We start from the raw sequence: 26,641 nt of genomic DNA on the forward strand, positions 1-26,641 counted from the left end.
CAGCGGACGCCAGCGCTGCCGATCAGGACGTTCGCCACAGCCAGGGCGCGCGGATGCGGCAGCACAGATGATCGCCGGCGTTCGGCCGGTTCTCGATCGGGCGATCATCCGGCGGCGGCCCGCCCGTGGGACACCGGGGACGCCGGCGGCGCGGTCAGCCAACGAGCCGGCGAACCACCGCGTCGGCGAGCAGGCGGCCACGCGCGGTGAGCACGCAGCGACCGGGCGCGCCGTTCGTCGAACCCAGGGCCACCGGGTCGAGCAGCCCCTCGGCCGCGGCGGTGCGCGCCTCGCGCCGGCCGCCGGCGTCCAGCACCTCCACCGGGAGGCCGTCGGCCAGCCGGAGCTCGAGCAGCACCCGCTCCAGCCGCCGGTCGTCGGCGGAGAGCACCTCCCGGGCGGCGGCGGGCGAGCGTCCCTCGGCGAGCGTGGCCGCGTAGCGGGCCGGGTGCTTGAGGTTCCACCAGCGCACGCCGCCGACATGGCTGTGTGCGCCCGGTCCGGCGCCCCACCAGTCCGCGCCGAGCCAGTAACCCAGGTTGTGCCGGCAGCGCGCGCCGGGCGAGGCCGCCCAGTTCGACACCTCGTACCAGGTCAGGCCGGCGGCGGTGAGGGTGGTGTCGATGATCTCGTACCGGTCGGCCAGCACGTCGTCGTCGGGCGCCGGCAGTTCCCCGCGGGCGACGCGCCTGGCCAGCGCGGTGCCGTCCTCGACGATGAGGGAGTACGCCGAGACGTGGTCCACGCCGGCGTTCAGGGCGGCGTCCAGCGAGGCGCGCAGGTCGTCGTCGGTCTCGCCGGGGGTTCCGTAGATGAGGTCCAGGTTGACGTGCTCGAACCCGGCCGCTCGCGCCTCGCCGGCGGCGGCGACCGGCCGTCCGGGGGTGTGCCGGCGGTCCAGGGTGGCCAGCACGTGCGGCGCGGCGGATTGCATGCCGAGCGAGACGCGGGTGTAGCCGGCCGCGCGGATACCGGCGAAGAACTCCGGCGAGGTGGACTCCGGGTTCGCCTCGGTGGTCACCTCGGCGCCGCCGGCGAGGCCGAAGGCGTCGCGGACCGCGTCGAGAACGTCGGCCAGCCCGCCGGCGCCGAGCAGCGACGGCGTTCCCCCGCCGACGAACACGGTGTCGGCCGGCGGCGCCTGGCCGAGGACCCGCGCGGCCAGGCCGAGTTCGGCGCGCAGACCGTCCAGCCAGGACGCGGGCGAGGCGGCGGAACCCAACTCGCCCGGCGTGTAGGTGTTGAAGTCGCAGTACCCGCAGCGGGTGGCGCAGAACGGCACGTGCACGTAGACGCCGAACGGCCGGGAGCCGAGGCCGCGCAGGGCCTCCGGTGGCAGGGAGCCGTCGGCCGGGGCCGGCTCACCAGTGGGAAGGACGGACGCCACGTGCCCAGTGTCCCTCAGTGCTCGTTCCTGAACGCGCACCGCGATCGCGTCGCCGGGGCGCGATCGGGACCCGGCACTCCGATCGTGCCTGATCGCGGGGCTTCGCCATGGCGCGTTCCCATACTCGTCATCGCAGGTCAGTCCAGTTCCGGAACAGGCTGTCGGGGCCGTGGCCGCCTCGCGCCTCCGTGGGTGTCCGCCGCGTCACCACGTCGCGGACGCCGTTGGCGGCCGGCTGTCGCGGCCGACAGGCGAGTATTCCGCAGCGATACAGCGGGCGACTGCCCGTAACCGACATAGTGTGGACGCCCTGTCCCACGTTCTGGTACATCCCGGATTCGACCGGCTGGTGGATCCGTGATGCGCGTCCCAGCATCCGGATGGAGGTGGACCGTCCGGGGGTTCGCCTGGCAGTCTTGCTGGCATGACTGCGACTGGAGTGCGCCTCGTGGCTCGCCGCCACGTTGACTACCGGCGCGTCTCCAGCGCCATGTGCCGGCGGATGGGTTAGCCCGCCGCCGCTTCTGTCATGACCAGCCGGCGCCGGGCGCGCCGCTGGGAATCCCTCCCCGCCGGGGGCCTGCTGCGGCGCGCACCAGCGCTCCGAATGCCACGGAGGACGCAGCATGGTTCCCCCGACCGAAGCCCCTCAGCGCACCCGAGCGCGTCGGGGCGAGGGGCAGTGGGCGCTCGGCTACCGCGAACCGCTCAACCCCAACGAGCGGAGCAAGAAGGACGACAACCCGCTCAACGTCCGCGCACGCATCGAGAACATCTACGCGCACCAGGGCTTCGACTCGATCGACCCCGCCGACCTGCGCGGCCGGTTCCGCTGGTACGGGCTGTACACGCAGCGTAGGCCCGGTATCGACGGTGGGCGTACGGCCGTCCTCGAGCCCGAGGAACTCGAAGACCCGTACTTCATGATGCGGGTCCGCATCGACGGCGGGGCCCTGACCACCGAACAGCTCCGCGTGATCGGTGAGATCTCCCAGACCTTCGCCCGGGACAGCGCGGACATCACCGACCGGCAGAACGTTCAGCTGCACTGGATCCGCATCGAGGACGTGCCGGAGATCTGGCAGCGGCTGGAGGCCGTCGGCCTGTACACCACCGAGGCCTGCGGCGACTGCCCGCGCGTCGTGCTCGGCTCGCCGCTGGCCGGGATCGCCGCCGACGAGATCATCGACGGCACCCCGGCCATCCGGGAGATCGCCAAGCGCTACATCGGCGACCCCGAGTTCTCCAACCTGCCCCGCAAGTACAAGACGGCGATCTCCGGCTCGCCCCGCTGGGACGTCGAGCCCGAGATCAACGACGTCTCGTTCGTCGGCGCGGTGCACCCGGAGCACGGCCCCGGCTTCGACCTGATGGTCGGCGGGGGTCTCTCCACCAACCCCAAGCTGGCCGTCCGGCTCGGCGCCTGGGTGCCGCTGGACGAGGTGGCCGAGGTCTGGGCCGGGGTCACCCGCGTGTTCCGCGACTACGGCTACCGGCGGCTGCGGCACCGTGCCCGGCTGAAGTTCCTGGTCACCGACTGGGGCGCGGAGAAGTTCCGCGAGGTGCTGGAGAACGAGTACCTGCACCGCAAGCTGATCGACGGTCCGGCGCCGAACCCGCCGGAGGGGCAGCGCGACCACATCGGCGTGCACCCGCAGGTCGACGGCAAGTTCTACGTCGGCGTGAAACCGGTGGCCGGGCGGGTGTCCGGCGCGACGCTGGTCGCCGCCGCCAAGGCCGCCGAGCGGGTCGGCTCCCAGCGCCTGCGCACCACCGTCCACCAGGGACTGATCGTGCTGGACGTGGACGAGGCCGACGTGCCCAGCCTGGTGCACGAACTCTCCGGTCTGGGCCTCGCGGCGGAGCCATCGCCGTGGCGGCGCGGCGTGATGGCCTGCACCGGCATCGAGTTCTGCAAGCTCGCCATCGTCGAGACCAAGGCGCGGGCCGCGAACCTGGTCGCCGAGCTGGAGCAGCGGCTGGCCGACGTGCAGGCACGGCTGGACCGGCCGATCACCGTCAACCTCAACGGCTGCCCCAACGCCTGCGCCCGCACCCAGGTCGCCGACATCGGGCTGAAGGGCCAGATCGTCACCAACGACGCCGGCGAGCAGGTCGAGGGCTTCCAGGTGCACCTGGGCGGTGGCCTCGCCGCGGACGCCGGTTTCGGCCGCAAGGTGCGTGGCCTCAAGGTCACCGCCGACGAGCTGCCGGACTACGTCGAGCGGCTGGCCCGCCGGTTCCTGGAGCAGCGCACCGAGGGCGAGCGCTTCGCCCACTGGGTCGCCCGGGCCGACGAGGGTGATCTCAAATGACCGAGCGAGCCGATCCGTTCTACTGCCCGTACTGCGGCGAGGAGGACCTCACCCCGCAGCCGGAGCCGCTCGGCGCGTGGTTGTGCGCGGCGTGCCGGCGGGTGTTCACCGTCAAGCTGGCGGGCCTCGCGCTCACCGCGCATTCGGAGGTGTCGAAGTGACCACCACGACCAGGACCGACGAGCTGCGGGCCATCGCCGAGGCGGCCTCGGTGGAACTGGCCGAGGCGACCGCCGAGGAGGCGCTCGCCTGGACCGCCCGCACGTTCGGCGAGAACTGGATCGTCGCGTCGAACATGCAGGACGCCGTGCTGATCGACCTGGCCACGAAGGTCAGGCCGGACGTCGACGTGCTGTTCCTGGAGACCGGCTACCACTTCGCCGAGACCATCGGCACCCGGGACGCGGTGGCCACCGTCTACCCGGAGATCACCATCGTCAACGCCGAGGCCGAGCAGTCCGTGGCCGACCAGGAGGCCGAGTTCGGCAAGCTGTACCAGACCGAGCCGGACCGGTGCTGCTTCCTGCGCAAGGTGGTGCCGCTGCGGCGCACGCTGGCGAACTACGACTGCTGGGTCACCGGCGTGCGCCGGGTGGACGCGCCAACCCGCGCGAACACCCCGATCGTGCAGTGGGACGAGCGCAACGGTCTGGTCAAGGTGAACCCGATCGCGCCATGGAGTGACGAGGAGTTCCGCCGATACATCGATGAGCACGGCGTGCTGGAGAACCCGCTGGTCTCCGAGGGCTACCTGTCCATCGGCTGCGCGCCGTGCACCAGCAAGCCGCTGCCGGGGCAGGACCCGCGCAGCGGCCGCTGGGCCGGCAAGACCAAGACCGAGTGCGGGCTGCACGGGTGAACTTCGAGGAGCTGCGATGACAAGCACCGTGACCCAGGCGTCCGGGGTCGGGTCCGCCGTGGACGACCTGGAGGCGCTGGAGTCCGAGGCGATCCACATCTTCCGCGAGGTGGCCGGCGAGTTCGACCGGCCCGTCGTGCTGTTCTCCGGCGGCAAGGACTCCACGGTCCTGGTTCACCTGGCGCGCAAGGCGTTCTGGCCGGCGCCGGTGCCGTTCCCGCTGTTGCATGTGGACACCGGGCACAACTTCCCCGAGGTGATCGAGTTCCGGGACCGGCTGGTCGCCGAGCACGGGCTGCGGCTGGTGGTGGCGCACGTGCAGGACTGGATCGACGACGGCCGGCTGGCGGAGCGCCCGGACGGCACCCGCAACCCGCTGCAGACCGTGCCGCTGCTGGACACCATCGCCGAGCACCGCTTCGACGCGGTGTTCGGCGGCGGCCGCCGGGACGAGGAACGCGCCCGCGCCAAGGAGCGCATCTTCAGCCTGCGCAACGCCTTCGGCCAATGGGAGCCGCGCCGGCAGCGTCCCGAACTGTGGAACCTCTACAACGGGCGGCACCGCCCGGGGGAGCATGTCCGGGTGTTCCCGCTGTCCAACTGGACCGAGCTGGACGTGTGGCGCTACATCGCCAGGGAGGGTATCGAGCTGCCGTCCATCTACTACGCGCACGAGCGCGAGGTCTTCCGCCGGGACGGCATGTGGCTCACCTCGGGGCCGTGGGGCGGTCCCCGCGACGGCGAAACCGTGCAGCGCAAGACCGTCCGCTACCGCACGGTCGGGGACGGTTCGTGCACCGGCGCGGTGGAGTCCAACGCGGCCACCGTCGCGGACGTGATCGCCGAGGTGCAGGCGAGCCGGCTCACCGAGCGCGGCGCCACCCGGGCGGATGATCGGCTGTCCGAGGCGGCCATGGAGGACCGGAAGCGGGAGGGCTACTTCTGATGTCGGACTTGCTCAGGCTGGCCACCGCGGGCAGCGTGGACGACGGAAAGTCCACTCTGGTCGGACGGCTGCTACACGACACCAAGTCCGTGCTCGCCGACCAGCTTGACGCGGTGCAGCGGGCCAGCGCCGACCGCGGCCTCGAGGTGCCGGACCTGTCCCTGCTGGTGGACGGCTTGCGGGCGGAGCGGGAGCAGGGCATCACGATCGACGTGGCGTACCGGTACTTCGCCACCCCGCGCCGCTCCTTCGTGCTCGCCGACACCCCGGGCCACGTGCAGTACACCCGGAACACGGTGACCGGGGCGTCCACCGCCCAGCTCGCCGTGCTGCTGGTGGACGCGCGCAACGGGGTGGTCGAGCAGACCCGCCGGCACGCCGCGGTGCTCGCGCTGCTCGGCGTGCCGCACCTGGTCCTCGCGGTCAACAAGATCGACCTGGTGGACTACGACGAGTCGGCGTTCCGGCTGATAGCCAAGGAGTTCACCGCGCACGCCACCGCGCTCGGGTACGCCGAGTCGTCGGTGCGCACCATCCCGGTGTCCGCGCTGCACGGGGACAACGTGGTGGACCGCTCCGCGAACACCCCGTGGTACGACGGGCCCACGCTGCTGGAGCACCTGGAGACGGTGCCGGTGCAACCGGACCCCCACGAGGTGCCGTTCCGCATGCCGGTGCAGTACGTGATCCGGCCGCGCAGCGCGGAGTACCCGGACTACCGCGGCTACGCCGGCCAGGTCGCCGCCGGCACGGTCAGCGAGGGCGACGAGGTGGTCGTGCTGCCCGCCGGTCTGCGCACCCGGGTGACCCGCGTCGACACCATGGACGGCCCGCTCGCCGAGGCCAGGGCCGGCCGCTCGGTCACCCTGCTGCTCGCCGACGACCTGGACATCTCGCGCGGCGACATGATCGTGGCCGCGGAGAGCGTGCCGCAGCCCACCGACGAGTTGGACGCCACGCTGTGCTGGCTCGCCGAGAAGCCGCTGCGGCCCGGTGCGCGGGTGCTGGTCAAGCATGGCACCCGCACCGTTCCGGCGATCGTCACCGACCTGGCTTCCCGGTTCGACGAGCAGAAGCTGTCCTATGCGGACGCTCCGGGGTCGTTGCAGCTCAACGACATCGGCCGGGTGCTGCTGCGCACCGCGGAGCCGCTTCCGGCGGACGACTACACCACCAACCGCCGCACCGGCGCGTTCCTCGTGATCGATTCTTCGGACGGCGGCACGCTCGCCGCCGGTCTGGTCGGCGCCGCCCTGCCGGTGCCCGACGACGCCGGCCGCCGGCCGGCCGCCGACGAGCAGGCCCTGCTGACCCCCGGCCCGTAACAGCCAGCATCGACAGGAGGACCCCCGACCGTGAGCCCCGCCCGGCGCAGGACACGCGCCCTGACCATCACGATCGCCGCGCTCGCCGTGCTGTCCGCGCTGGCCGGTTGTACCCGGGCACACCGGGACGAGGCCGTGGCCGGCGACCAGGGGCCGGCCACGGAGCTGCGGTTGGGGTTCTTTCCCAACGTCACCCACGCCGCCGCGCTGATCGCCAACGGGAAGGGCTTCTTCACCAGGGAGCTGGGCGCCACCAAGCTCACCGCGCAGCAGTTCAACGCCGGCCCGGAGGAGGTCACCGCGCTGCTCTCCGGGTCGCTGGACGCCGCGTTCATCGGCTCGGGGCCGGCGATCAACGCGTTCGCCAAGTCGAACGGCCAGGACGTCCGCCTGATCGCCGGGGCCACCTCCGGCGGCGCACAGCTCGTCGTCAAGCCCGGCATCACCAGCCCCGAGGCGCTCAAGGGCAAGACCATCACCGCCCCGCAGACCGGTAACACCCAGGACATCGCGCTGAAGAAGTGGCTGGCCGGCAAGGGGCTGGCCATCGGCAACGGCCCGGACCAGGTGCACGTCACCGCGATGGACAACCCGCAGACCTTCGACGCGTTCCGCTCCGGCCAGGTCGACGGCGGCTGGCTGCCGGAGCCGTGGGCGTCGCGGCTCGCGGTGGACGCCGGGGCGCAGGTGCTGCAGGAGGAGAAGGCGCTGTGGCCGGGCGGGAAGTTCCCCACCACGGTGCTGATCGTGCGCACCCAGTTCCTGCAGGAGCACCCGGCCACGGTGGAGGCGCTGCTGCGGGCCACCCAGGACGCGGTGGACTTCGCCGGCGGCAACCACGCCGAGGCCGAGACCGTGGTCAACGACCAGCTCAAGAAGTTCACCGGTAAGGGGCTCAGCCAGCCGGTGCTGGACCGGGCGTTCGCCGACATCGAACTCACCGCCGACCCGCTGGCGGCGCAGTTCCCGCAGCTCGCCAAGGACTCGGTGACCGCGGGCGTCACCAAGACCGCCCCCGACCTCACCGGCTTCGTGGACGTCACGCTGCTGAACAGGGTGCTGCGGGCAGCCGGGAAGCCGCAGGTCGACGCCGCGGGCCTGGACAAGAAGTAGCGACCACGAATCGCTGAACTGGGAGGGACGGCCGCAATGACCGCCACACTCGAAGCCCCGGTGCCGAGCACCGACACCGACCTGGCCGTGCGGCTGGGCGGGGTGCGCAAGGTGTTCGGGCACGGTGCCGCCGCCGTGACCGCGCTGGACGGGGTCGACCTCGAGGTCGGTGCCGGCGAGTTCGTCTGCCTGCTCGGCGCCTCCGGGTGCGGCAAGACCACCCTGCTGAACCTGGTCGCCCGGCTGGACGAGCCGACCGCGGGCGACATCGAGCTGCGCACCTCGCGCCCGGCGGTGATGTTCCAGGAGGCGGCGCTGATGCCGTGGCTGACCGCGGCGCGCAACGTGGAGCTGCCGCTGCGGCTGGCCGGCGCGGGCCGGGCCGAGCGGCGGGCGCGCACCGCCGAGCTGCTGGACCTGGTCCGGTTGAGCGGGGCCGGGAACAAGCGGCCGCACGAGCTGTCCGGCGGCATGCGGCAGCGGGTCGCCCTCGCCCGCGCCCTGGCGTCCACTCTGGACGGTCGAGGCTCCGGCCTGCTGCTGATGGACGAGCCGTTCGCCGCGCTGGACGCGATCACCCGGGACGTGTTGCAGGGCGAGCTGCTGCGGGTGTGGCGGGCCACCGGGTCGGCGGTGCTGTTCGTCACGCACGACGTGCGCGAGGCCGTCCGGCTGGGCCAGCGGGTGGTGCTGCTGTCCTCCCGGCCCGGCCGGGTGGTGCGCGAGTGGTCCGTGACCGGCCTGGCCCCGTCCGAGGAGCAGCAGGTGGTGGACGAGGTCAACGCGGCACTCCGGGAGGTGATCAGCAGCCATGCCGCGGCCTGAGGACGCCGAGACCACCGTCGGCCTCGCGTCCCCGCAGCCGTCGCCCCAGCCGTCCCCGGACGGCGAACTGGACTCGGTCGGCGCCGGGCTGGACGCGCTGGACGCGCCGACCGGGCCTCGGCCGGTCCCGGCCTGGCGGCGGTTCGCCCGCGCCGCCATGCCTCCGGTGGTCGCCATCGTCGTGCTGATCGCCGTCTGGCAGGCGCTGTGGGCGGCGGCGTTCTGGCCCGAGTACAAGCTCCCGGCGCCGCTGGCGGTGTGGCAGGAGTTCTGGTCGCTGGTGCCCTCCGGGCAGGCGGCCAGCATCCTGTGGACCTCGCTGCACCGGGCGGTGTTCGGCTTCCTCATCGCGGTCGTGGTGGCCACCCCACTCGGCCTGGTGATCGCCAAGGTGCCGTTCGTCCGCTCGGCGATCGGCCCGATGGTCACCGGTCTGCAGAACCTGCCCTCGGTGGCCTGGGTGCCGGCCGCGGTGCTGTGGTTCGGGCTCAACGACGCGGCCATCTACTGCGTGGTGCTGCTCGGCGCGGTGCCCTCGATCACCAACGGTCTGGTCGCCGGGATCGACCAGATCCCGCCGATCCTGCCCCGGGTTGGCAAGGTGCTCGGCGCCGGCCGGCTGGCCGCCGCCCGGCACATCCTGCTGCCCGCCGCGCTGCCCGGTTACCTGGCCGGGCTCAAGCAGGGTTGGGCGTTCTCCTGGCGGTCGCTGATGGCGGCCGAGCTGATCGCGGTCGGCCCGAAACTCGGCTTCGGCCTCGGCGCCTACCTGGAGCAGGGTCGGGCGCTGAGCGAGATGCCCAACGTGATCGCCGCGATCCTGCTCATCCTGATCGTCGGCATCGCCGTCGAGCTGCTGGCGTTCCGACCCCTGGAGCGGGCGGTACTGCGCGCCCGCGGCCTCGGTGGGCTGCCGTGATCGACCTTCCCACCGGCGCCGGCCGACCGCCACTTGTCGCGGTCGCGCACGGCAGCCGCGATCCCCGGTCCGCGGCGACCGTGACGGATCTGCTCGACGTGGTGCGCGCGCTGCGCCCGGAACTGGACGTGCGCATCGCGTTCCTGGACCTGTCCGCACCCCGGCTGGGCGACGTGCTGGTGGCGTTGCACGGCGAGGGGCACCGCGACGCGGTCGTGGTGCCGCTGCTGTTGGGCAGCGCCTACCACGCGCGCGTGGACGTACCCGGCGCGGTGACCGAGGTGCTTCGCCGCTGCCCCGATCTGACGGTGCGGATCGCCGAGGTGCTCGGGCCGGATCCACGGCTGGAGTCGGCCGCACTGCGCCGGCTCGCCGAGGCCGGCGTGCTGCCCGGCGACCCGGGCATGGGCGTGGTCCTCGCCGGCGCCGGCTGCTCCTACCCGCCGGCCAACGAGGCGGTGGCCGAGGTGGCCAACCGGTGGTCGAGCGGCGCGGGCTGGGCCGGCGCGGTGGCCGCGTTCGCCGCGTCCGCCGAGCCGGACGTGCCGGCGGCGGTGCGGCGGCTGCGCGCGGCCGGTGCCCGCCGCTTCGCGCTGGCCTCCTGGTTCCTCGCCCCCGGCCTGCTACCGGACCGGGTGACCGACCAGCTTCTCGACGCCGACCCGGACGCGGTGCTGGCCGCGCCGCTGGGCAACGACCCCGAGGTGGCCGAGGTGGTGCTGCACCGCTACGCCGACGCCCTCGCCCGCCCCGCAGCCGCCTAGCGAGCGATCCCCCGGGTGCTACCGCACCGACCCGATGCCGATCCACATGCACGTGAGGTCGCGTGGTGACGTCGGTGGCTGATGTGACGGCGTTTCGATGGCTGACATGGCCGGAGACGCCCGCAACCCCCACGCTGGTGGGATCCCCAGGCACCACCTGAAACAGATTGTCCCGGCTAGACTCGCGTCAGAAGCAGTGGAGGGGAGGGTGCTGGTGACCGCAGCGCTGGACCACCCGATCGGCCCGAATACGATCGACGACTGGCTGGCCGCCGACGCGCCAGCAGACGGCGGTCGTCTTGAGCTGATCTGGGGGTACTGGGTCGTGACGCCACCACCGACCGGCCAGCATCAGTGGGCCACCGACACCCTGTGCCACTCCTTGCGGCAGGCGGTGCGCGCCGCTGGCCGTTCGGACCTGTTCCCGGTGACCGGGATCGGCGTGGAAATATCCACGGCGCTGCGCACGGCGCTCATTCCTGATGTGGCCGTGCTCAACCGCCGCCCGGTGGGCACCAACTTCCCCGCTGACGCCCTGGAACTGGTGGTGGAGGTGTGGAGCCCCGGGAACTCCCGCAGTGAGCGGGAAACGAAGCTGGCGGCGTACGCGGGGGCGGGCGTGCCTTTCCTGTGGGAAGTCGCCGACGGGAAGCTGCGTGCCTGCCGACTCGAGGGTGGCCGGTATATGGAAGAGCCGCTGGCCGGCTCCGGTTTGGTACGGGTGACCGGGGCGCCGGTGCCGGTGGACATCGATCTGGGCGAGTTGGCGCCCTGAGTGCCCAGCCACGGCGCGGTTAACCTGCACCCCATGGCTGACGAGTTGGTCCACGACGAGGTGCACCGCGGCGTCGCGACGATCACGCTGGACTCGCCGCACAACCGCAACGCGCTGTCCGCCCAGTTGCGTCGCGAACTGACCGAGCGCCTGGACGCCGCCATCGCGGACAGCGCGGTGCGCGTCGTCGTGCTCACCCACACCGGGCCGGTGTTCTGCTCCGGCATGGACCTCAAGGAGGCCAGCGGCGCCGGGGCCGAGCGGCAGGGCGTGAACGAGTTCCCGGCGATCCTGCAACGCATCTGGACGTCGCCCAAGCCGGTGGTGGCCCGGCTGGCCGGGCCGGCGCGGGCGGGCGGCGTCGGGCTGGTCGCCGCGTGCGACATCGCGGTGGCGGCGCACTCCGCGACCTTCGCGTTCAGCGAGGTGCGCATCGGCGTGGTGCCGGCGGTGATCTCGGTGACCGTGCTGCCCCGGCTGCTGCCGCGCGCCGCGCACGAACTGTTCCTCACCGGCGAAACCTTCGACGCCGAGCGGGCCGCGGCCATCGGGCTGGTCAATTCGGCGGTACCCGCCGAGGACCTGGACGCCGAGGTCCGCCGCTACACCGACATGCTGGTGCTCGGCGCGCCGAACGCGCTGGCCGCCACCAAGGAGATGCTTCGCCGCACGCGGGCGGACAGCCTGGCCGCGGACTTCGCCGCGATGCTGGAGTTCTCCGCGAAGCACTTCGCCGGCGCCGAAGGCCAGGAGGGCATCGCCGCGTTCCGGGAGAAGCGCAAGCCCAGTTGGGTGCCCGCCGACTAACTGGACGGGTCGACCACCCGAAAGGGCCGCATCATCTCGTTGTCCTGCCGTTCCAGCGTGGAACAGCGGTAGGTGTACTCGGCGGGCAGCCGGGTACCGGTGGCCGGGTGGCCGAACACGGCGTGCGGCACGTCGAAGGTGGCGATCACGCGGGTCACCATCCCGCCGTAGGTCTTCACCGTGTCCTTCCAGCCGGCCTCCTCGGGGGCGGGCGGTACCGGCGCGCCCCGCACGTAGTCGCCCACCCTCGGCCGGGTGGCCCGGTTCCGGCCGGCCGCGGCCCAGCGCAGGCAGGCGGCGGTGTACCGGGGCACGTCCAGCACCCGCCGGTCCAGCACCTGGAAGCGCACCAGGTCCAGGTGCACCGGCAGGGCGGCGGCGGTGAGGTTGGCGAACTGCCACACCTCGGTGGTGCCCGCCCGGGGTTCCTCCTCGACCGGTTCGAAGAACCACCGCTGGTTGAGCAGGGCGTGCAGCGTGTCACCGGTGACGGGATCGGCGTCCTCGCCGAGCACCACGTCGCGCACCCGCACGCCGGGCGCGGCCACCAGCGGCGGGATCGGCGGCGGGGCGAGCCGGTCGGGCGCGGTGGAGCGCTCCGGCTCAGAGCGCTCCCGGCCCACCCGGAACAGCATGATCTCGGGCAGTTCCGGGCCGCCCCCGCCCGGGTAGGGCGCCGGGGCGCTGTTGGCCAGCCTGACCTGCCCGCCGGCGACCTCGGTGAAGTCGACGATCACATCCGCCCGCTCGCCGGGGGCCAGCAGCATCATGGTCATCCGCACCGGCTGGGTGACCAGCCCCTGGTCGCCGGCGATCAGCCAGAACGGCAGCCGCCCGGAACCGTCGTCGAAAGACAGGTCGTACCACCGCGCGTTCGAGCCGTTGACCACGCGCAGCCGGTACCGCCGCGGCTCCACGTCCAGGAACGGGTAGGCCCGCCCGTTGACGACCGGGGTGTCGCCGAGGAACTCGGGCACCCACCGCGGGTGCCGGTCGCTGGTCCCGACTGCCGGATAGCTGAGCGACCCGTCCGGGCGGAAGGTGCGGTCCTGGATCAGCAGCGGCACCTCGAAGGCGCGCCGGGGCAGCCCGAGCAGATCCTCGATGCCGTCCCGAACGAGGTAAAGCCCGGCCAGCCCGGCATAGACGTTGAGCCGGCTGACCGCCATCGCGTTGTCGTGGTACCAGAGGGTCGCGGCCGGCTGCGTGTTGGGATAGACGTAGACGGCCTCATTGGTCCTCGGCCGGTGCCAGGACGCGTATTTGGGGCCGTGCTCGCCGTCCGGCGTGAACCAGGACAACGGATGGCCGCTGAACTGCGCGGGAACGAACCCGCCGTGCAGGTGCGTGGTGCACCAGACGTTGCCGGGCGGAAACTCGGGAAAGGTGTTCGGGCTTCTCCCGCCCGGCGGATCGGGCGCCACCCCCGGCAGGTTCTCCCACAGTGTCACGTCCACCGATTCCCGCAGCAGGTGGCTGGTCGGTAGCTGGTTCACGAATCGAACGACGACCGGCCGCTGGCTGTGCGCGTCGATGGTCGGCCCGAGATACCCCATGCCGACGGGATACCGCCGGTCCAGCGGGTTCACCGCCCAGTACCCCCAGGTCCGTGCCACCCCCAGGTCACGGTGGAACTGCCAGGAACGCTGCCGTATCGACATCTCGTAGTACGCCGCACCCGGAAAGTCGATCAGGTTCGCGGGTACCACGGGCGGTATCGGCAGTGGGTCGACGTATTTGGCGAGCGCCGGGGAAGAAACGCTCGCCGGGCCGGTAGGCGCGGTCCCCATACCGTTACCGCCGGGGACCTGGGGCATGTCGGCTCTGGTAATCCGCTCGGTCATGGCCCTGCCTCCTCGACAAGCCGGGCACCAGGGGATGCGCGCTATCGATTAATCAGCGGGTTACGAATGACCCGCGCCGCCGCCAGTTCAGAGTAATTCGCTCTCCACAGGCTTTGCCCGCGGTCCCGGATAATCAAGCAAGGGCCATGCCACCGAGTGAGCTGTTTAGCTCGTCCGGGCGGACACCGTTCAGTCCTCCGGGCGGTCAGTGCACGGTGACGACCACGCGGAGCGGGCGGTCCGGGCCGCCGCCAGCGGCGACCGCGTCCCGGAGTGTGGCGGTCACCCCGTCGTAGCCGGCCGGGTCGCCGTCCCGCAACACCTCCGGGTGAGACCAGACCAGCACGTGCTCCCCCGCCGGCAACCAGGACAGGTCGGTGAGGCAGTCGTACAGGGCGTCGAGGTTGCGGCCGAAGTAGCTCGGGAAGGACAGCGCCCGCGCGATGGCGTCCAGCGCGGCCGCCTTGCCCGGCATGGCCAGGCCGTCCACCCGGTGCGGGTGCGCGCCGCGCCGCTCGGCCTCGGCCACCGCCTCGCGGGCGGTCGTCTCCCCCGCCGGCTCCATCCCGTGCCCCCTTCCGCGGCTGTCAGTGCCTGTTCCGAGAACGCGCGCCGCGATCGTGTCGCCGGGGCTCGCAGGTGATATGGCACACTCCGGTTTGTCCTGGTGGCTTGCCCCACCCCCACGATCGCAGGGGCTTCGCCCCGGCGCGTTCCGCAACTCAGCATCGCAGGTCGGTCCAGTTCCGGAACAGGCTGTCAGTGTGCCGGGTCGACCGCCACGAACGTCTGGTAGTGGTCCCCGGTGTAGTACAACTCGTGGTGCGCCCCGGTGATCAACCGCCGGCTGCCGCGGTCGTCGCTGCCCGGCGTCGGCACGGTGTACTCGTGGTAGTAGCCGGACGGCTCGCCGGGCAGCCGATGCTCGCGGTTCTCGAACACCACGCCGTCGTGCGAGGACGGGAACGGCCCGCCCCGCTGGATCAGCGCCCAGGTCTGCGCCGCCTGCGGCGGTAGCGACGACAGCGGGCGCACCGGAATCCCGGTCCGGCCGGGCGCGGTGGCCGGCGCGGATGCCGGCGGACGCTCCTGCTGCCCCGTACCGCGGGTCAGGTCCCGGGCCAGCCACCCGCCGATCACCAGCGCGACCAGACCGATCAGCGCGATGGTGACGCGCCTGCGCGAGGAGGTCACCGGCAAAGCTTACGAATCATCCTCATGTTCGGCGGGAAGGGTCCCTGAGCCGCCCGGCCAGCGGCGAAGCCCGGTCCACCACCCGGTCGATCAGCCACGCCCCGCCCAGGCACAGCGGCAGCAGCACGAGCATGACCAGCGCGAACTGGAGCGGGAACGCGATCTGGGCCACCCACAGGGCCACCCCGTCCCACCAGTCGAGCACCGCCTGCAGCACGCCACCGAGCCTACCGGTCGCCGTTTTCGAGTGAGCGGTTTCATGGCGGACGTTCCGACGCGGTGGGTAAGTTGCCGGCATGTTCGCCGTGTACGCCGCAGAACCAAACCGTGAGGATCCGCTGGCCGCGCTGGTGGTCGGCGAGCGGCCGGAGCCGGAGGTGCCGGACGGCTGGGTGCCGGTGTCCGTGCGCGCCGCCAGCGTGAACATGCACGACCTGTGGACGCTGCGCGGCGTGGGCATCAAGCCCGAGCAGTTCCCGATGATCCTCGGCTGCGACGGCGCGGGCGTGCTGCCGGACGGCACCGAGGTGGTGATCCACTCGGTGATCGGCGACCCGAACTGGGTGGGCGACGAGACGCTGGACCCCAGGCGCACCCTGCTCACCGAGAAGCACCAGGGCACCTTCGCGGAGACCGTGGTCGTCCCGGCCCGCAACGCGGTGCCCAAGCCGGCCGGGCTGTCCTTCACCGAGGCCGCGTGCATGGGCACCGCCTGGCTGACCGCGTACCGGATGCTGTTCGTCAAGTCGGGCCTGCGGCCCGGGCAGACCATGCTGGTGCAGGGCGCCTCCGGCGGCGTGTCCACCGCGCTGGTCGAGCTGGGCCGGGCGGCCGGCATGCGGGTGTGGGTGACCGGGCGGTCGGAGGAGAAGCGCAAGCTGGCCGAGCGGCTGGGCGCGCACGAGACGTTCGAGCCGGGTACCCGGCTGCCGGAGCGGGTGGACGCCGTGTTCGAGACGGTCGGCAAGGCCACCTGGTCGCACTCGATGAAGTCGCTCAAGCCGGGCGGCACCGTGGTCATCTCCGGCGCCACCAGCGGCGATGCCACCGCGGCCGAGTTGCAGCGGCTGTTCTTCCTGCAACTGCGGGTGGTCGGCTCCACCATGGGCACCCGGGACGAACTGGTCGACCTGCTGCGGTTCTGCGAGCAGTCCGGGGTGCGCCCACAGATCGGCGCCGAGCTGCCGATGGACCGCGCCGAGGAAGGGCTGCGGAACATGCTCGAAGGCGAGACCGCCGGCAAGATCGTCCTGACCCGCTGACTCCGGTCCAGCGGCGCACCGGGGCAGCACGTACGCCCCGGCCGACCGCGCCGTGCCGCTCGGCCGGCTGCTCGTGGTCCGGTCGTCGCTGCGGACGCCAGCTCGGCACCTGACCTTGGTTAGCGCGAAAACTGCGCTGTTGCTGCGCTACAGTAGCGTTATGGCGACTATCCAGGTACGGGACCTTCCGGACGACGTAGCCGAGACATACCGTCGGCGGGCGCAGGCGGCCGGCAAGTCACTGCAGTCCTATATGCGTGAGCAGTTGATCGTGATGGCGCGGCGACGCGACAAGGCTGAGCTCATGGCCGCGGTCGAGCAGGCGCTGGCCGCCGACCCAGGACCCGGGCTGAGCGAGGACACCATCCATTCCGGCTTGCGGGAGCTGCGGGGTGAGTGAATATGTCGTGGACGCATCTGCCGTAGTCAGCGCTGTGGGCCGCAAGGATGCCGTCGGCATCGCTGCGCACAAACGGATCGCCGAGGCGACCTGCCACGCGCCGCACCTGCTCGACGCCGAGGTCGGACACGTCCTCCGGCGTGGTGAGCGTCGCGGCGAGATCAGCGAGGCCACCGCGCGTGCCGGGCTGCGCGCCCTGTCGGAAATGATTGACTATCGCTACCCGCACACGGGAGGGATTGCGGACAAGGCCTGGGAACTGCGTCACGCAATCAGCTTTTATGACGCATTGTACGTAGCGCTGGCCACGGTATTGGACGTGCCGCTACTCACCGGCGACGGCCGCCTCGGCAAGACACCCGGTCTACCGTGCGAGGTAGCTCTTGTCGGCTGACCGTCGCGTGCAGCCGGTGTGTGCCTGACGTCAGCGATCCCGGGCCAGGATGATCGACCGCGCTGGTGGCCGCTCGGAGACCATGGTCGGGTCTGACAACCGGGGCGCGGGGATTTGGTCGAGTTGAACAAACCGCTTCCGGTCGCGTGCTCCGTAGGGTTCGCCCAAACTTTGGGAGGACTCGGAGGCATGGCATGACAACTGCGGGACTCGGGCCGGGTACCGGGGTGTTCCGTCGCAAGCCGATCGAACAGATCAGCGACACGCGGACGGACGGTGACCTCAGGCGGACGCTGGGGCTGTGGCAACTGACCGCGATCGGGATCGGCGGGATCATCGGCGCGGGCATCTTCTCGCTGGCCGGCGCGGTGGCCAACGGCTCGGCCGGGCCGGCGGTGCTGGTGTCGTTCCTCATCGCCGGGATCGCCAGCGCGGCAGCCGCGTTCTCGTACGCGGAGTTCGCCGGGCTGATCCCCAAGGCGGGTTCCGCCTACACCTACGGCTACGCCGTGCTCGGCGAGATCGTCGGCTGGTTCATCGGCTGGGACCTGCTGCTGGAGTACACGGCGATCGTGGCGGTGGTCGCCATCGGCATCTCCGGGTACTTCGGCTTCCTGCTCGACCAACTCGGCGTGCATCTGCCGGCGTGGATGCTCGGCGCCCCGGGCACCGGGCCGGGTCACCGGATCGACCTGTTCGCCGCCGTGCTGTGCCTGCTCATCGCCTACCTGCTCAACCGGGGCATCAGGAGCGCGGCCCGGTTCGAGACCTTCGTGGTGGGATTGAAGGTCGCCGTGGTGCTGGTGGTGATCGTGGTCGGGTTCGCCTACGTCAAGGGCGGCAACTACACGCCGTTCTTCCCGTTCGGCGTCGGGGGCGCGGTGACCGGCGCGGCCACGGTGTTCTTCGCCGTGTTCGGCTACGACGCCATGTCCACCGCGGCGGAGGAGTCCCGGGACGCGCACCGGCACATGCCGAAGGCGATCGTCTACTCGCTGGGCATCTCGATGGTGCTCTACGTGCTGGCCTGCCTGGTGCTCACCGGCATGCAGAAGTACACGGACATCAACCCGAAGGCCGGGTTCGCCAACGCGTTCGCCTCGGTCGGCCTGTCCGGGGTGGCCAGCGTGATCGCGGTCGGCGCGATCGTCGGCATCCTCACCGTGATGTTCACGTTCATGCTCGGCGTCACCCGGGTCTGGTTCTCGATGAGCCGGGACGGGCTGCTGCCGCGCTGGTTCGCGCACACCCACCCGGAGCGCAAGGTGCCGCACCGGGTCACCTGGATCGTGGGCGTGGTGTCCGCCGTGATCGCCGGCGTGCTGCCGATCAAGGAGGCCGCCGAACTGACCAACATCGGCATCCTGCTGGCGTTCGTGGTGGTCTGCGTCGCGGTGATCGTGCTGCGCTACCGCCGGCCCGACCTGCCGCGCACGTTCCGCTGCCCCGGTATGCCGATCGTGCCGGCCATCGGCGTGCTGTTCTCCCTGTGGCTGATCACCTTCCTGGAGCCGGTGACCTGGCTCCGGTTCGCGGTGTGGTTCGCCATCGGCATGGTGATCTACTTCGGCTACAGCCGGCGGCGCTCGCTGCTCGCCAGCGAGCACGAGGTCACGCCCACCCGCTGACGGCTCAGCCCAGTCGCGTGTTGGCCCGGGACAGCGCGTCCCGGGCCTGCTCGTGGAGGCGGCGCACCACCTCGGCGGCCGGCGCCGGCTCGGCCAGCCGGTAGGTGGTGCCGGCCCACAGCGACATGGCCTCCGGGTCACCCAGCCTGCCGGCGGCGCCACGCACCGGCCGGGTGAGATGGTGCAGGTTCGGGTAGGCGGCCGGCGCGTGCGGGCCGTGCTCGGTCATGAACCGGTTGGCCAGGCCCCGCGCGGGCCGGCCGGTGAACGCCCTGGTCAGCGCGGTGGTCCTGGTGCCGTCGCGGAGCGCCTCGCGGTGCGCGGCCTGGGTGCCGGCCTCCGGGCAGCCCAGGAACGCGGTGCCGAGCTGCGCGGCGACCGCGCCGGCGACCAGCACCGCGGCCACGTCCGCGCCGTGCACCAGGCCACCGGCGGCGATCAGCGGCAGGTTGGTGTCGGCCGCGGCCAGCCGCAGCAGTGCCAGCACCCCGTACAGCTCACCGCCGCCGGGTGAGCCGTCGTCCACGAACACGCCGCGGTGCGCGCCCGCGTCAGCGCCCTGCACGCACAGCGCGTCGGCGCCCACCCTGGCCGCCTGCCGCGCCTCGGCGGGCGTGGTGACCGTGACCACCACCTCGGCGCCGGCGGCGTGCAGCCGCTCCACGGTGCTGCCGTCCGGGCAGCCGAAGGTGAACGACACCACCGGTACCCGCCGGGCGAGCACCAACTCCAGCTTGGCCGGGTAGGCGTCGTCGTCCCAACTCGGCGCGCCCGGCTCCACCCCATACCGGCTGGCCTCGGCGCCGATCCGCCGCCGGTACGCGGTGAGGTCGGCGTCCGAGCGGGTGCCCGGCACGAACAGGTTGACCCCGTAGGCTCCGCCGGTGAGCTCCTCGGCACGGTCGATCTGCTCGGCCAGCGCCTCCGCACCGAGATAGCCGGCGGCGAGGAAGCCGAACCCACCGGCTCGCACCACCTCGGCGACCAGTTCGGGGGTGGACACCCCGCCGGCCATCGGCGCGACGATCACGGGAACCCGCAGCTCGGCGATCACCTCACCGACCCTACCGGCCCCGGCATACCACCGTTCGGGCGTGCTGCGCGGCCGCGGGCGTGCCACCGGTGTAAATACAGAGGGTAAGAGTTCGGAACACTCCGTGATGGCCCCATCGCGTTGTTCGACCGCGGGGAGACGGCGGCCCCCGCACCGAGGAGAGAACGTCCATGACCACCACCGCAGACCCGACGCCCGCGCTGCGTGACGAGTTGACCGCCGCGCTGGTCGACCGGGGTGTCCTCGCGTCGCCCGCCTGGCAGCGGGCGTTCCGTGCGGTGCCCCGGCACCACTTCGTCCCCCGGTTCGCCGTTCCCGGCCCGAACGGCCCGGTCCGTTACGACATCGCCGGCCCGGACCTCGCGGCGCAGAGCTCGGCACTGCGGCACGCCTACGCGGACACCGCCCTGGTCACCGCGTTCGACACGGAGGTAAGCCCGGCGCCCTCGGCGACCGCCGTGATGCTGGAGGCGCTGGACGCGCGCCCCGGCCACGCCGTGCTGGAGGTCGGCGCCGGCACCGGGTACCGCACCGCGCTGCTCAGTCATGCGCTCGGTGAGGAGGCGGTGACCACGGTCGACCCGGACGGGGAGCGCGTCGACCGGGTGCGCGCCGCCCTGTGCCTCGCTGGTTACCGGCCGACCGTGGTGTGCGCCGCCGAGGCGGCCGGGCACCCGGCCCGCGCGCCGTACGACCGGATCATCGCCGGCCGCCCGGTGGACCGGGTACCCGCCGCGTGGCTGGGCCAGGTGCGGGCCGGCGGCGCGATCCTCGCCGGCCTGGCCGGCCGGCTGCTCCTGCTGCGGGTGGCCGCCGACCACTCCGCGATCGGCCGGTTCCGCGACGGACTGCCCGGCCAGGCGGCCGTGCCGGACGCCGAAGGGGCCGTGGCCCGCCGGGTGATCGCGCTCTGCGCGGGGGAACCGGCCGCCTGCCGGACCACGGCATGGCCGGCCGCGCTGGACGAGCCGACCGTCGCGTTCCTGCAGCGGGTCACGCTGCCCGAGGTGCACCGGGTGGTGCTGACCGAGCCGGACGGGCCGGCGTACCTGTTCGCCGACCTGGCGTCCGGCTCGTGGTGCCGGGTCGGCCGCCGGTCCGGCCGCACGGTATGGGTGGCCGAGCGCGGGCCGCGGCCGCTGTGGTCGGAGGTCACCGCGCTCGCCGACGGTTACGAGCGCACCGGCCGGCCGCGGGTACACCGCTACGGGCTGTGTGTCACCGCCTCCGGGGAGCACATGCTGTGGCTGGACTCGCCCAGCCAGCCGGTGCGCCACATCTGATTCGGACGTCGCTGGCATGACGGGGGTCGAACGGCCTTGCACGGCCCAGTGCGGCAGTCGATCCTGGGGGCGTGACGGCTGGTCGGCGGCCGACACTTATCGCGTCGGTGCAGCGGGCGCTCCGCCTGCTGGAGGCGGTGAGCCGGTACGAGCGTGGCGCCCAGGCCAAGCAGTTGGCGCGGGAGACGGGATTTCCGCTGGCCACCACCTACCACCTGTTGCGCACCCTCGTGGAGGAGGGATACGTGCAACGGGTGGAGGGTGGTGCGTTCATGCTCGGCGGCGCCGTCGAGATGCTGCACGAGCGCGGCCACGGGCAACTTGAGCTGAGCCGCGTCCGGCCGGCGCTCGCCGCGCTGCGCGACCAGGTGGGCGCGGCCGCCTACCTGGCGCTGTACTCCGACGGCGAGGTGCGCGTGGTAGAGATCGCCGACGGGCCGCGCACGCCCCGGGTGGACATATGGGTCGGCTTCGAGGACGCCGCGCACGCCACGGCGTCGGGGAAGGCGGTGCTCCGCGCCCTGGGAGAGGAGGGCGTCCGCGAGTTCCTGTCCCGGCACCCGCTGCACGACCTCACCCCGCGCACCATCACCCGGCCCGCCGACCTGATGCGCAACCTCGACGCGCACGGGCCGATCGTGCTGGACCGGGAGGAGTACCTGCTCGGTAACGCGTGCGTGGCGATACCGTTCACGGACGGCGACCGGATCGGTTCGGTCGGCATCTCGATGCCCTCCCGCCGGCTGCTGCGCTGGGATCCGGCCATCCAGCGGCACCTGTGCGACACGGCCGAGCGGGTCGCGCGCGGCCTCACGCTCACTATTTGAAATCTCCGCCATTGGCACGAGCGGCGGATTCAGGTCTCCTGGGTAGTGCAGGGATCCCCAGGTACCGAGCACACCGGGACGGAGATGCGACCAGAAGACATACCCCAACAGAACCACGGGCTCCACGAGACGCGGTGGTGCCTGCTGAACTGCCACCGCGCGGCCAACCGCGACGAGCTGCGCTCGCTGCTCGATCGGGTACTCGACGAGTACGAGGCGATGGACTGGCTGGTGAAGCACCTGATGGAACTGCTCGCCCGGCACACCCGGCCCGGTGAGGACCCGCTGGTGGACCGCCTGCTCCGGGCGTACGCGGGCCCCAGCGCGAACTGAGCGATCCCGACCGCCCCGGACCCGGCACGGGTCCGGGGCGGTCCGGCGCGAACGAAACTGGCTACTTCTTGGCGGACTTGCCCTTGTCGCCGGTCTCGTCGGTGGACAGGGCGGCGACGAACGCCTCCTGCGGGACCTCCACCCGGCCGACCATCTTCATCCGCTTCTTGCCTTCCTTCTGCTTCTCCAGCAGCTTGCGCTTCCGGGTGATGTCACCGCCGTAGCACTTGGCGAGGACGTCCTTGCGCATGGCGCGGATGGTTTCCCTGGCGATGACCCGGGAACCGATCGCGGCCTGGATGGGCACCTCGAACTGCTGCCGGGGGATCAGCTCGCGCAGCTTGGTCGCCATCTTCGTGCCGTAGGCGTAGGCCTGGTCGCGGTGCACGATCGCGCTGAACGCGTCCACCGGCTCGCCCTGCAGCAGGATGTCCACCTTGACCAGGTTCGCGGTCTGGCTGCCCGCCTCCTCGTAGTCCAGCGAGGCGTAGCCGCGGGTGCGGGACTTCAGCGCGTCGAAGAAGTCGAAGATGATCTCTGCGAGGGGCAGCGTGTAGCGCAGCTCGACGCGGCTCTCCGACAGGTAGTCCATGCCGCCGAGTTGGCCGCGGCGGCTCTGGCACAGCTCCATGATCGCGCCCACGAACTCGGACGGCGCGATGATCGTGGTCCGCACCACCGGCTCGTGCACCTCGGCGATCTTCCCGGTCGGCCAGTCCGACGGGTTGGTCACCACCTGCTCGGTGCCGTCCTCCATCACCACCCGGTACACCACGTTCGGCGCGGTGGAGATGAGGTCGAGGCCGTATTCCCGCTCCAGCCGGTCCCGGGTGATCTCCAGGTGCAGCAGGCCGAGGAACCCGCAGCGGAACCCGAAGCCCAGTGCCGCCGAGGTCTCCGGCTCGTAGTTCAGCGCGGCGTCGTTGAGCCGCAGCTTGTCCAGCGCCTCGCGGAGCACCGGGTAGTCGGACCCGTCGACCGGGTAGAGCCCGGCGTACACCATGGGCCGCGGGTCGCGGTAACCGCCCAGCGGCTCGGTGGCGCCGCCCTTCTCCAGGGTGATCGTGTCGCCGACCTTGGACTGGCGGACGTCCTTCACCCCGGTGATCAGGTAACCGACCTCGCCGACGCCCAACCCGGAGCAGGGCTTGGGATCAGGCGAGATGATGCCGACCTCCAGCAGCTCGTGGGTGGCGCCGGTGGACATCATCCGGATCTTCTGCCGGGGCGTGATCTTGCCGTCGAACACCCGGATGTAGGTGACCACGCCGCGGTAGGTGTCGTACACCGAGTCGAAGATCAGCGCGCGGGCCGGGGCGTCCGCGTCGCCCTGCGGCGGCGGTACCTGGCGCACCACCTCGTCCAGCAGTTCGCGCACGCCCATCCCGGTCTTCGCGGACACCCGGAGCACGTCGCCCGGGTCGCAGCCGATGATGTGCGCCAACTCCGCGGCGTACCTGTCCGGCTCGGCCGCCGGCAGGTCGATCTTGTTGAGCACCGGGATGATGTGCAGGTCGTGCTCCATGGCCAGGTACAGGTTGGCCAGGGTCTGCGCCTCGATCCCCTGCGCGGCGTCGACCAGCAGGATCGCGCCCTCGCAGGCGGCCAGGGAGCGGGAGACCTCGTAGGTGAAGTCGACGTGGCCCGGCGTGTCGATGAGGTGCAGCACGTGGTCGGTGCCGCCCACCTGCCAGGGCAGCCGGACGTTCTGCGCCTTGATGGTGATGCCCCGCTCCCGCTCGATGTCCATCCGGTCCAGGTACTGGTCCCGGTAGGAGCGCTCGTCCAGCACACCGGTGAGCTGGAGCATCCGGTCGGCCAGCGTCGACTTGCCGTGGTCGATGTGGGCGATGATGCAGAAGTTCCGGATTCGCTCCGGCGACGTGAAGGTGGTGTCGGCGAAACTGCTCACTGGGTTCCTCGCGCGAACGGACAGGGACACCTCATGGTCCCATGTGGCACGGGGTGGTACCGCGCGCGGCCAGGCTACGTCGACCGGACGTCGGTCCGGAGCGGATGCCCCTCCGGCACCTCGACGATGACGATGCGCAGCCCGTCGGGATCGGCGATCCACATCTCGTGCAGGCCCCACGGCTCCTGCTTCGGCTCGCGCAGCACAGTCACCCCGCGGCCACGGAGTTCGACCGCGGTGGCGGCGAGGTCGCGGACCTGCAACCACAGCACGGTGGCCTCGCTCGGCGCCGGGCCGCCGCCCTGCCCGGACACCTCCAGATGGCCCTGGCCGAGGAAGAACACCGTGCCGCCGGGGAACTGCCTGGCCACCGCCAGGCCGAGGATGTCCCGGTAGAACGCGGTGGACCGTTCTGGGTCGCCGGCGCGCACGATGAGCCGGCTGTTCAGTACCTCCATGCCCTCCTCGGTACCGCGTCGGCCGTTCCCGCGCAGTCCGGTGGCCCACCGACCCGACGGTCACCGCCCACAGGAGCGCTATTTCAGCGCCGACGCGCTACACTAGCGCTGTGGCTACCATTCAGGTCCGGGACATTCCGGAAGATGCGTACGAGGTTCTGCGGCGGCGCGCACGGGCCGAGGGAAAGTCGTTGCAGGCCTACATGCGTGACCAGGTGATCGACATGGCGGCCAGGCGGACCAAGGCGGAGGTGCTGGCCGTCCTCGAAGCCACGCTTGCCGAGGAGCCGACCTCCGGAGTGACCGCGGAGAGCGTCGCGACTCACGTCTCGGCGGACCGCCGGTGAGCGAACTCGTCCTGGACTCGTCGGCACTGGTGTTCGCGTTGACCGGGATGATGCCGGAAGCGAGCAGCCTGCGTACCCGAATCAGCGCCGTGACATGCCATGCGCCGCACCTCATCGACGCGGAGGTCGGCAACGTGTTGCGGCGCCAGGAGTTGGCCAAGGAGATCACGCCGGCCGTTGCGGCAACCGCCTTGCGGGCGCTGCCGCACCTGGTGGACCAACGTTACGCACATACGGGGCCACTGGCGGAAGCCGCCTGGAAGCTGCGTGGGGCTGTCACCTTCTACGACGGTCTCTACGTCGCGCTGGCCATCACACTCGGGGTACCACTGGTCACCGCGGACGCACGGCTGAGCAAGGCGCCGAGTCTGCCCTGCGAGGTAGAACTCGTCGGCTGATGCGAAGGGCGGCGTCGGCACAGCACCGCCAATGCCGCCTGACAGACCAACGCGGCCCCACCTCCGGTCCGATCCGGAGGTGGGGCCGCGTCCGGCTGACTGAGGGTGCTCAGCTGTCGTTGCCGGTGGTGCTGGCCGCGCCGCGACGGCGACGCGTCCAGAGCAGGGCGCCGGTGCCGGCGCCGAGCAGCACGACCGCGCCGATGATCATCGGCACCACACCGGTCACACCGGTGTTGGCCAGCTTGCCGTTGTTGGAGGCGTTGTTGATCGGGCCGACGCCGCTGGTGCTGGTGGCACCGGCGCCGCCACTCTTCGAGGTGCTGGTGCTGGACGAGCTACCGGGCGCGCTCGGCGTGGTGGAGCCGCCGGGGTTGCCGCCGGACGGCGGGGTCACGATGCCGCCCGCGGGCAGGGTGCACACAGCCTGGCTGAGGACGATGTCCGCGCGGAGAACGGGCGCCAGCGGGCCGCCGGTCGTCACGTGCAGCGCGTTGACCTTCAGGGTGTTGCCGTCCTTCTTCTGCTCGCCGGCGACGAGGTGGATGGCGCCGGCCGTCCCCTGCGCCACCTGCTTGCCCGCGGCGTTCACGTCGAGCGGGTGCTGGGCGTCGACGACGTACTCCTGGTCCTTGATCCGCACCTTGACGATGTCGCTGTAGCCGCTCAGGCCGTGCGAGTCGCCGGTGCAGACCGCCCGAAGGACCTCGACGTAGATCAGGTCGTTCAGCAGGCTGACCTTCGCGATGCTCGCGTCGGAGACCAGCTTGCGGCCGTCGAAGTCGGACTTGCCGTTGAGCACGCCGACCTTGACGAGATCACCGGCGGGCGGCGGCACGTCCAGCTTCACCACCGACCTGTCCGCGCCCTTCGGGTAGTGCGCCATCGGCACCGGGGGCACGTTCACCTCGGCGGCGCCGCCGCCCACGTTGACGTCCGCCTGGACCGCGTACGCGTGGCCGGTGGGTCCGTCGTTGTTGCCGGTCGCGGCGGCCGGCAGGGCCGACACCGCCATCAGGGTCGCGATTCCGGCGACCCCGCCCATAACGGGCAGAATACGAGTCCAACGCACGGGAGTTCTCCCAATTCAGGATATCGGGGTGGGGACCTTCCTCTGAATCACCGTGCGCAGGCGGACCGGGTCAACGCAGGTGATCCAGATGAGGCCAGGACCATACAGCCTCCGGAAGAACCCGTGTCCACCCACCCCCCTTTTCTTCGCGGATCCTTGACCGCTCGTAGAAACAAACGTGACAACAGCGTAATGAAACT

At 71.7% G+C, this 26,641-nt stretch carries 30 protein-coding genes; 21 read left to right on the forward strand and 9 right to left on the reverse strand.

From position 1 onward, the window contains the following. Window positions 1-154: 154 nt before the first annotated feature. Window positions 155-1,387: a radical SAM family heme chaperone HemW gene (gene hemW / locus FFT21_RS15060; RefSeq protein WP_137814495.1), complete on the reverse strand. Its 1,233-nt coding sequence runs from the start codon at window positions 1,385-1,387 to the stop codon at window positions 155-157. Window positions 1,388-1,811: 424 nt separating this feature from the next. On the opposite strand from hemW, the gene FFT21_RS30705 reads away from it, so the two are divergent. The 12 genes from FFT21_RS30705 to FFT21_RS15115 all read left to right on the forward strand — a co-directional run bounded on the left by FFT21_RS30705 (window position 1,812) and on the right by FFT21_RS15115 (window position 12,035). Next, window positions 1,812-1,898 carry a putative leader peptide gene (locus FFT21_RS30705; protein WP_371856808.1) on the forward strand — a complete coding sequence of 29 codons (87 nt, stop codon included), beginning with the start codon at window positions 1,812-1,814 and terminating at the stop codon, window positions 1,896-1,898. Window positions 1,899-2,013: 115 nt separating this feature from the next. Beyond that, window positions 2,014-3,702: a nitrite/sulfite reductase gene (locus FFT21_RS15065; protein ID WP_137814496.1), complete on the forward strand. Its 1,689-nt coding sequence runs from the start codon at window positions 2,014-2,016 to the stop codon at window positions 3,700-3,702. Further along, window positions 3,699-3,863: an Insertion element protein gene (locus FFT21_RS15070; protein ID WP_137814497.1), complete on the forward strand. Its 165-nt coding sequence runs from the start codon at window positions 3,699-3,701 to the stop codon at window positions 3,861-3,863. Before FFT21_RS15065 ends, FFT21_RS15070 begins: the two co-directional genes overlap by 4 nt. Then, window positions 3,860-4,561, forward strand: coding sequence for a phosphoadenylyl-sulfate reductase (locus FFT21_RS15075; protein WP_137814498.1), 702 nt, complete (start codon window positions 3,860-3,862; stop codon window positions 4,559-4,561). The genes FFT21_RS15070 and FFT21_RS15075 overlap by 4 nt, the downstream gene beginning before the upstream one ends. Before the next feature lie 16 nt (window positions 4,562-4,577). Beyond that, on the forward strand, window positions 4,578-5,507 hold the full coding sequence (gene cysD, locus FFT21_RS15080; protein ID WP_137814499.1) for a sulfate adenylyltransferase subunit CysD: 930 nt from the start codon (window positions 4,578-4,580) through the stop codon (window positions 5,505-5,507). Further along, complete coding sequence (locus tag FFT21_RS15085) at window positions 5,507-6,832, forward strand: sulfate adenylyltransferase subunit 1 (protein WP_137814500.1); 1,326 nt, start codon at window positions 5,507-5,509, stop codon at window positions 6,830-6,832. Before cysD ends, FFT21_RS15085 begins: the two co-directional genes overlap by 1 nt. A 30-nt stretch (window positions 6,833-6,862) precedes the next feature. After that, window positions 6,863-7,945, forward strand: a complete 1,083-nt coding sequence (locus tag FFT21_RS15090) for an ABC transporter substrate-binding protein (protein WP_137814501.1) — start codon at window positions 6,863-6,865, stop codon at window positions 7,943-7,945. 36 nt (window positions 7,946-7,981) lie between these two features. Further along, the gene (locus FFT21_RS15095) at window positions 7,982-8,770 is read left to right on the forward strand and encodes an ABC transporter ATP-binding protein (protein WP_137814502.1); all 789 of its coding nucleotides are present in this window, start codon (window positions 7,982-7,984) and stop codon (window positions 8,768-8,770) included. Further along, window positions 8,757-9,689, forward strand: a complete 933-nt coding sequence (locus FFT21_RS15100) for an ABC transporter permease (protein WP_137814503.1) — start codon at window positions 8,757-8,759, stop codon at window positions 9,687-9,689. The genes FFT21_RS15095 and FFT21_RS15100 overlap by 14 nt, the downstream gene beginning before the upstream one ends. Next, window positions 9,686-10,453 carry a sirohydrochlorin chelatase gene (locus FFT21_RS15105; protein WP_137814504.1) on the forward strand — a complete coding sequence of 256 codons (768 nt, stop codon included), beginning with the start codon at window positions 9,686-9,688 and terminating at the stop codon, window positions 10,451-10,453. Before FFT21_RS15100 ends, FFT21_RS15105 begins: the two co-directional genes overlap by 4 nt. A 214-nt stretch (window positions 10,454-10,667) precedes the next feature. After that, entirely contained in the window at window positions 10,668-11,228 is a 561-nt protein-coding gene (locus FFT21_RS15110; protein WP_137814505.1) for a Uma2 family endonuclease, read from the forward strand. A 33-nt stretch (window positions 11,229-11,261) separates the two neighbouring features. Next, a complete protein-coding gene (locus FFT21_RS15115) occupies window positions 11,262-12,035 on the forward strand; it encodes an enoyl-CoA hydratase-related protein (protein ID WP_137814506.1) in 774 nt (257 codons plus the stop codon). Here the strand turns inward: FFT21_RS15115 and FFT21_RS15120 are convergent. The 4 genes from FFT21_RS15120 to FFT21_RS15135 form a co-directional block, all read right to left on the reverse strand. Further along, a complete protein-coding gene (locus tag FFT21_RS15120; RefSeq protein WP_137814507.1) occupies window positions 12,032-13,879 on the reverse strand; it encodes a multicopper oxidase family protein in 1,848 nt (615 codons plus the stop codon). The genes FFT21_RS15115 and FFT21_RS15120 overlap by 4 nt on opposite strands. Window positions 13,880-14,084: 205 nt before the next feature. Next, window positions 14,085-14,444 carry a barstar family protein gene (locus FFT21_RS15125; protein ID WP_137814508.1) on the reverse strand — a complete coding sequence of 120 codons (360 nt, stop codon included), beginning with the start codon at window positions 14,442-14,444 and terminating at the stop codon, window positions 14,085-14,087. Between the two features lie 194 nt (window positions 14,445-14,638). After that, on the reverse strand, window positions 14,639-15,079 hold the full coding sequence (locus tag FFT21_RS15130; RefSeq protein WP_137814509.1) for a guanyl-specific ribonuclease: 441 nt from the start codon (window positions 15,077-15,079) through the stop codon (window positions 14,639-14,641). Between the two features lie 16 nt (window positions 15,080-15,095). Beyond that, window positions 15,096-15,290: a hypothetical protein gene (locus FFT21_RS15135; protein ID WP_137814510.1), complete on the reverse strand. Its 195-nt coding sequence runs from the start codon at window positions 15,288-15,290 to the stop codon at window positions 15,096-15,098. 79 nt (window positions 15,291-15,369) lie between these two features. Here FFT21_RS15135 and FFT21_RS15140 point away from each other — a divergent pair, with 79 nt between their 5' ends. The 4 genes from FFT21_RS15140 (at window position 15,370) to FFT21_RS15155 (ending at window position 18,757) form a co-directional block, all read left to right on the forward strand. Beyond that, window positions 15,370-16,335, forward strand: a complete 966-nt coding sequence (locus tag FFT21_RS15140; protein WP_137814511.1) for a zinc-binding dehydrogenase — start codon at window positions 15,370-15,372, stop codon at window positions 16,333-16,335. A 160-nt stretch (window positions 16,336-16,495) separates the two neighbouring features. Beyond that, complete coding sequence (locus FFT21_RS15145) at window positions 16,496-16,735, forward strand: FitA-like ribbon-helix-helix domain-containing protein (protein ID WP_137814512.1); 240 nt, start codon at window positions 16,496-16,498, stop codon at window positions 16,733-16,735. After that, window positions 16,728-17,129 (forward strand): type II toxin-antitoxin system VapC family toxin, encoded by a 402-nt coding sequence (locus tag FFT21_RS15150; RefSeq protein ID WP_137814513.1) that lies wholly within the window; start codon window positions 16,728-16,730, stop codon window positions 17,127-17,129. The genes FFT21_RS15145 and FFT21_RS15150 overlap by 8 nt, the downstream gene beginning before the upstream one ends. 194 nt (window positions 17,130-17,323) lie before the next feature. Next, window positions 17,324-18,757, forward strand: a complete 1,434-nt coding sequence (locus FFT21_RS15155) for an amino acid permease (RefSeq protein WP_137814514.1) — start codon at window positions 17,324-17,326, stop codon at window positions 18,755-18,757. Between the two features lie 4 nt (window positions 18,758-18,761). On the opposite strand, the gene FFT21_RS15160 is transcribed toward FFT21_RS15155, so the two are convergent. Continuing rightward, the gene (locus FFT21_RS15160; protein ID WP_137814515.1) at window positions 18,762-19,811 is read right to left on the reverse strand and encodes an NAD(P)H-dependent flavin oxidoreductase; all 1,050 of its coding nucleotides are present in this window, start codon (window positions 19,809-19,811) and stop codon (window positions 18,762-18,764) included. A 170-nt stretch (window positions 19,812-19,981) separates the two neighbouring features. On the opposite strand from FFT21_RS15160, the gene FFT21_RS15165 reads away from it, so the two are divergent. From FFT21_RS15165 to FFT21_RS15175, 3 genes are all read left to right on the forward strand, one after another. Next, window positions 19,982-21,094 (forward strand): methyltransferase domain-containing protein, encoded by a 1,113-nt coding sequence (locus tag FFT21_RS15165; protein ID WP_137814516.1) that lies wholly within the window; start codon window positions 19,982-19,984, stop codon window positions 21,092-21,094. 71 nt (window positions 21,095-21,165) lie between these two features. Further along, a complete protein-coding gene (locus FFT21_RS15170; protein WP_137814517.1) occupies window positions 21,166-21,921 on the forward strand; it encodes an IclR family transcriptional regulator in 756 nt (251 codons plus the stop codon). A gap of 84 nt (window positions 21,922-22,005) precedes the next feature. Then, window positions 22,006-22,254: a hypothetical protein gene (locus tag FFT21_RS15175; protein ID WP_137814518.1), complete on the forward strand. Its 249-nt coding sequence runs from the start codon at window positions 22,006-22,008 to the stop codon at window positions 22,252-22,254. A gap of 61 nt (window positions 22,255-22,315) precedes the next feature. Here FFT21_RS15175 and lepA read toward each other — a convergent pair whose 3' ends face one another. Beyond that, complete coding sequence (gene lepA / locus FFT21_RS15180; RefSeq protein WP_137814519.1) at window positions 22,316-24,166, reverse strand: translation elongation factor 4; 1,851 nt, start codon at window positions 24,164-24,166, stop codon at window positions 22,316-22,318. 74 nt (window positions 24,167-24,240) lie between these two features. Next, on the reverse strand, window positions 24,241-24,624 hold the full coding sequence (locus FFT21_RS15185) for a VOC family protein (RefSeq protein ID WP_137814520.1): 384 nt from the start codon (window positions 24,622-24,624) through the stop codon (window positions 24,241-24,243). A 110-nt stretch (window positions 24,625-24,734) separates the two neighbouring features. On the opposite strand from FFT21_RS15185, the gene FFT21_RS15190 reads away from it, so the two are divergent. Both FFT21_RS15190 and FFT21_RS15195 read left to right on the forward strand, forming a co-directional pair. Continuing rightward, window positions 24,735-24,971: a FitA-like ribbon-helix-helix domain-containing protein gene (locus FFT21_RS15190; RefSeq protein ID WP_137814521.1), complete on the forward strand. Its 237-nt coding sequence runs from the start codon at window positions 24,735-24,737 to the stop codon at window positions 24,969-24,971. Beyond that, entirely contained in the window at window positions 24,968-25,369 is a 402-nt protein-coding gene (locus tag FFT21_RS15195) for a type II toxin-antitoxin system VapC family toxin (protein WP_137814522.1), read from the forward strand. The genes FFT21_RS15190 and FFT21_RS15195 overlap by 4 nt, the downstream gene beginning before the upstream one ends. Window positions 25,370-25,478: 109 nt before the next feature. Here the strand turns inward: FFT21_RS15195 and FFT21_RS15200 are convergent, their stop codons facing one another. Beyond that, window positions 25,479-26,378, reverse strand: coding sequence for a choice-of-anchor P family protein (locus FFT21_RS15200; RefSeq protein ID WP_137814523.1), 900 nt, complete (start codon window positions 26,376-26,378; stop codon window positions 25,479-25,481). Window positions 26,379-26,641: the final 263 nt, after the last annotated feature.

Source organism: Gandjariella thermophila, from assembly GCF_005405885.1.
GTDB lineage: Bacteria > Actinomycetota > Actinomycetes > Mycobacteriales > Pseudonocardiaceae > Gandjariella > Gandjariella thermophila.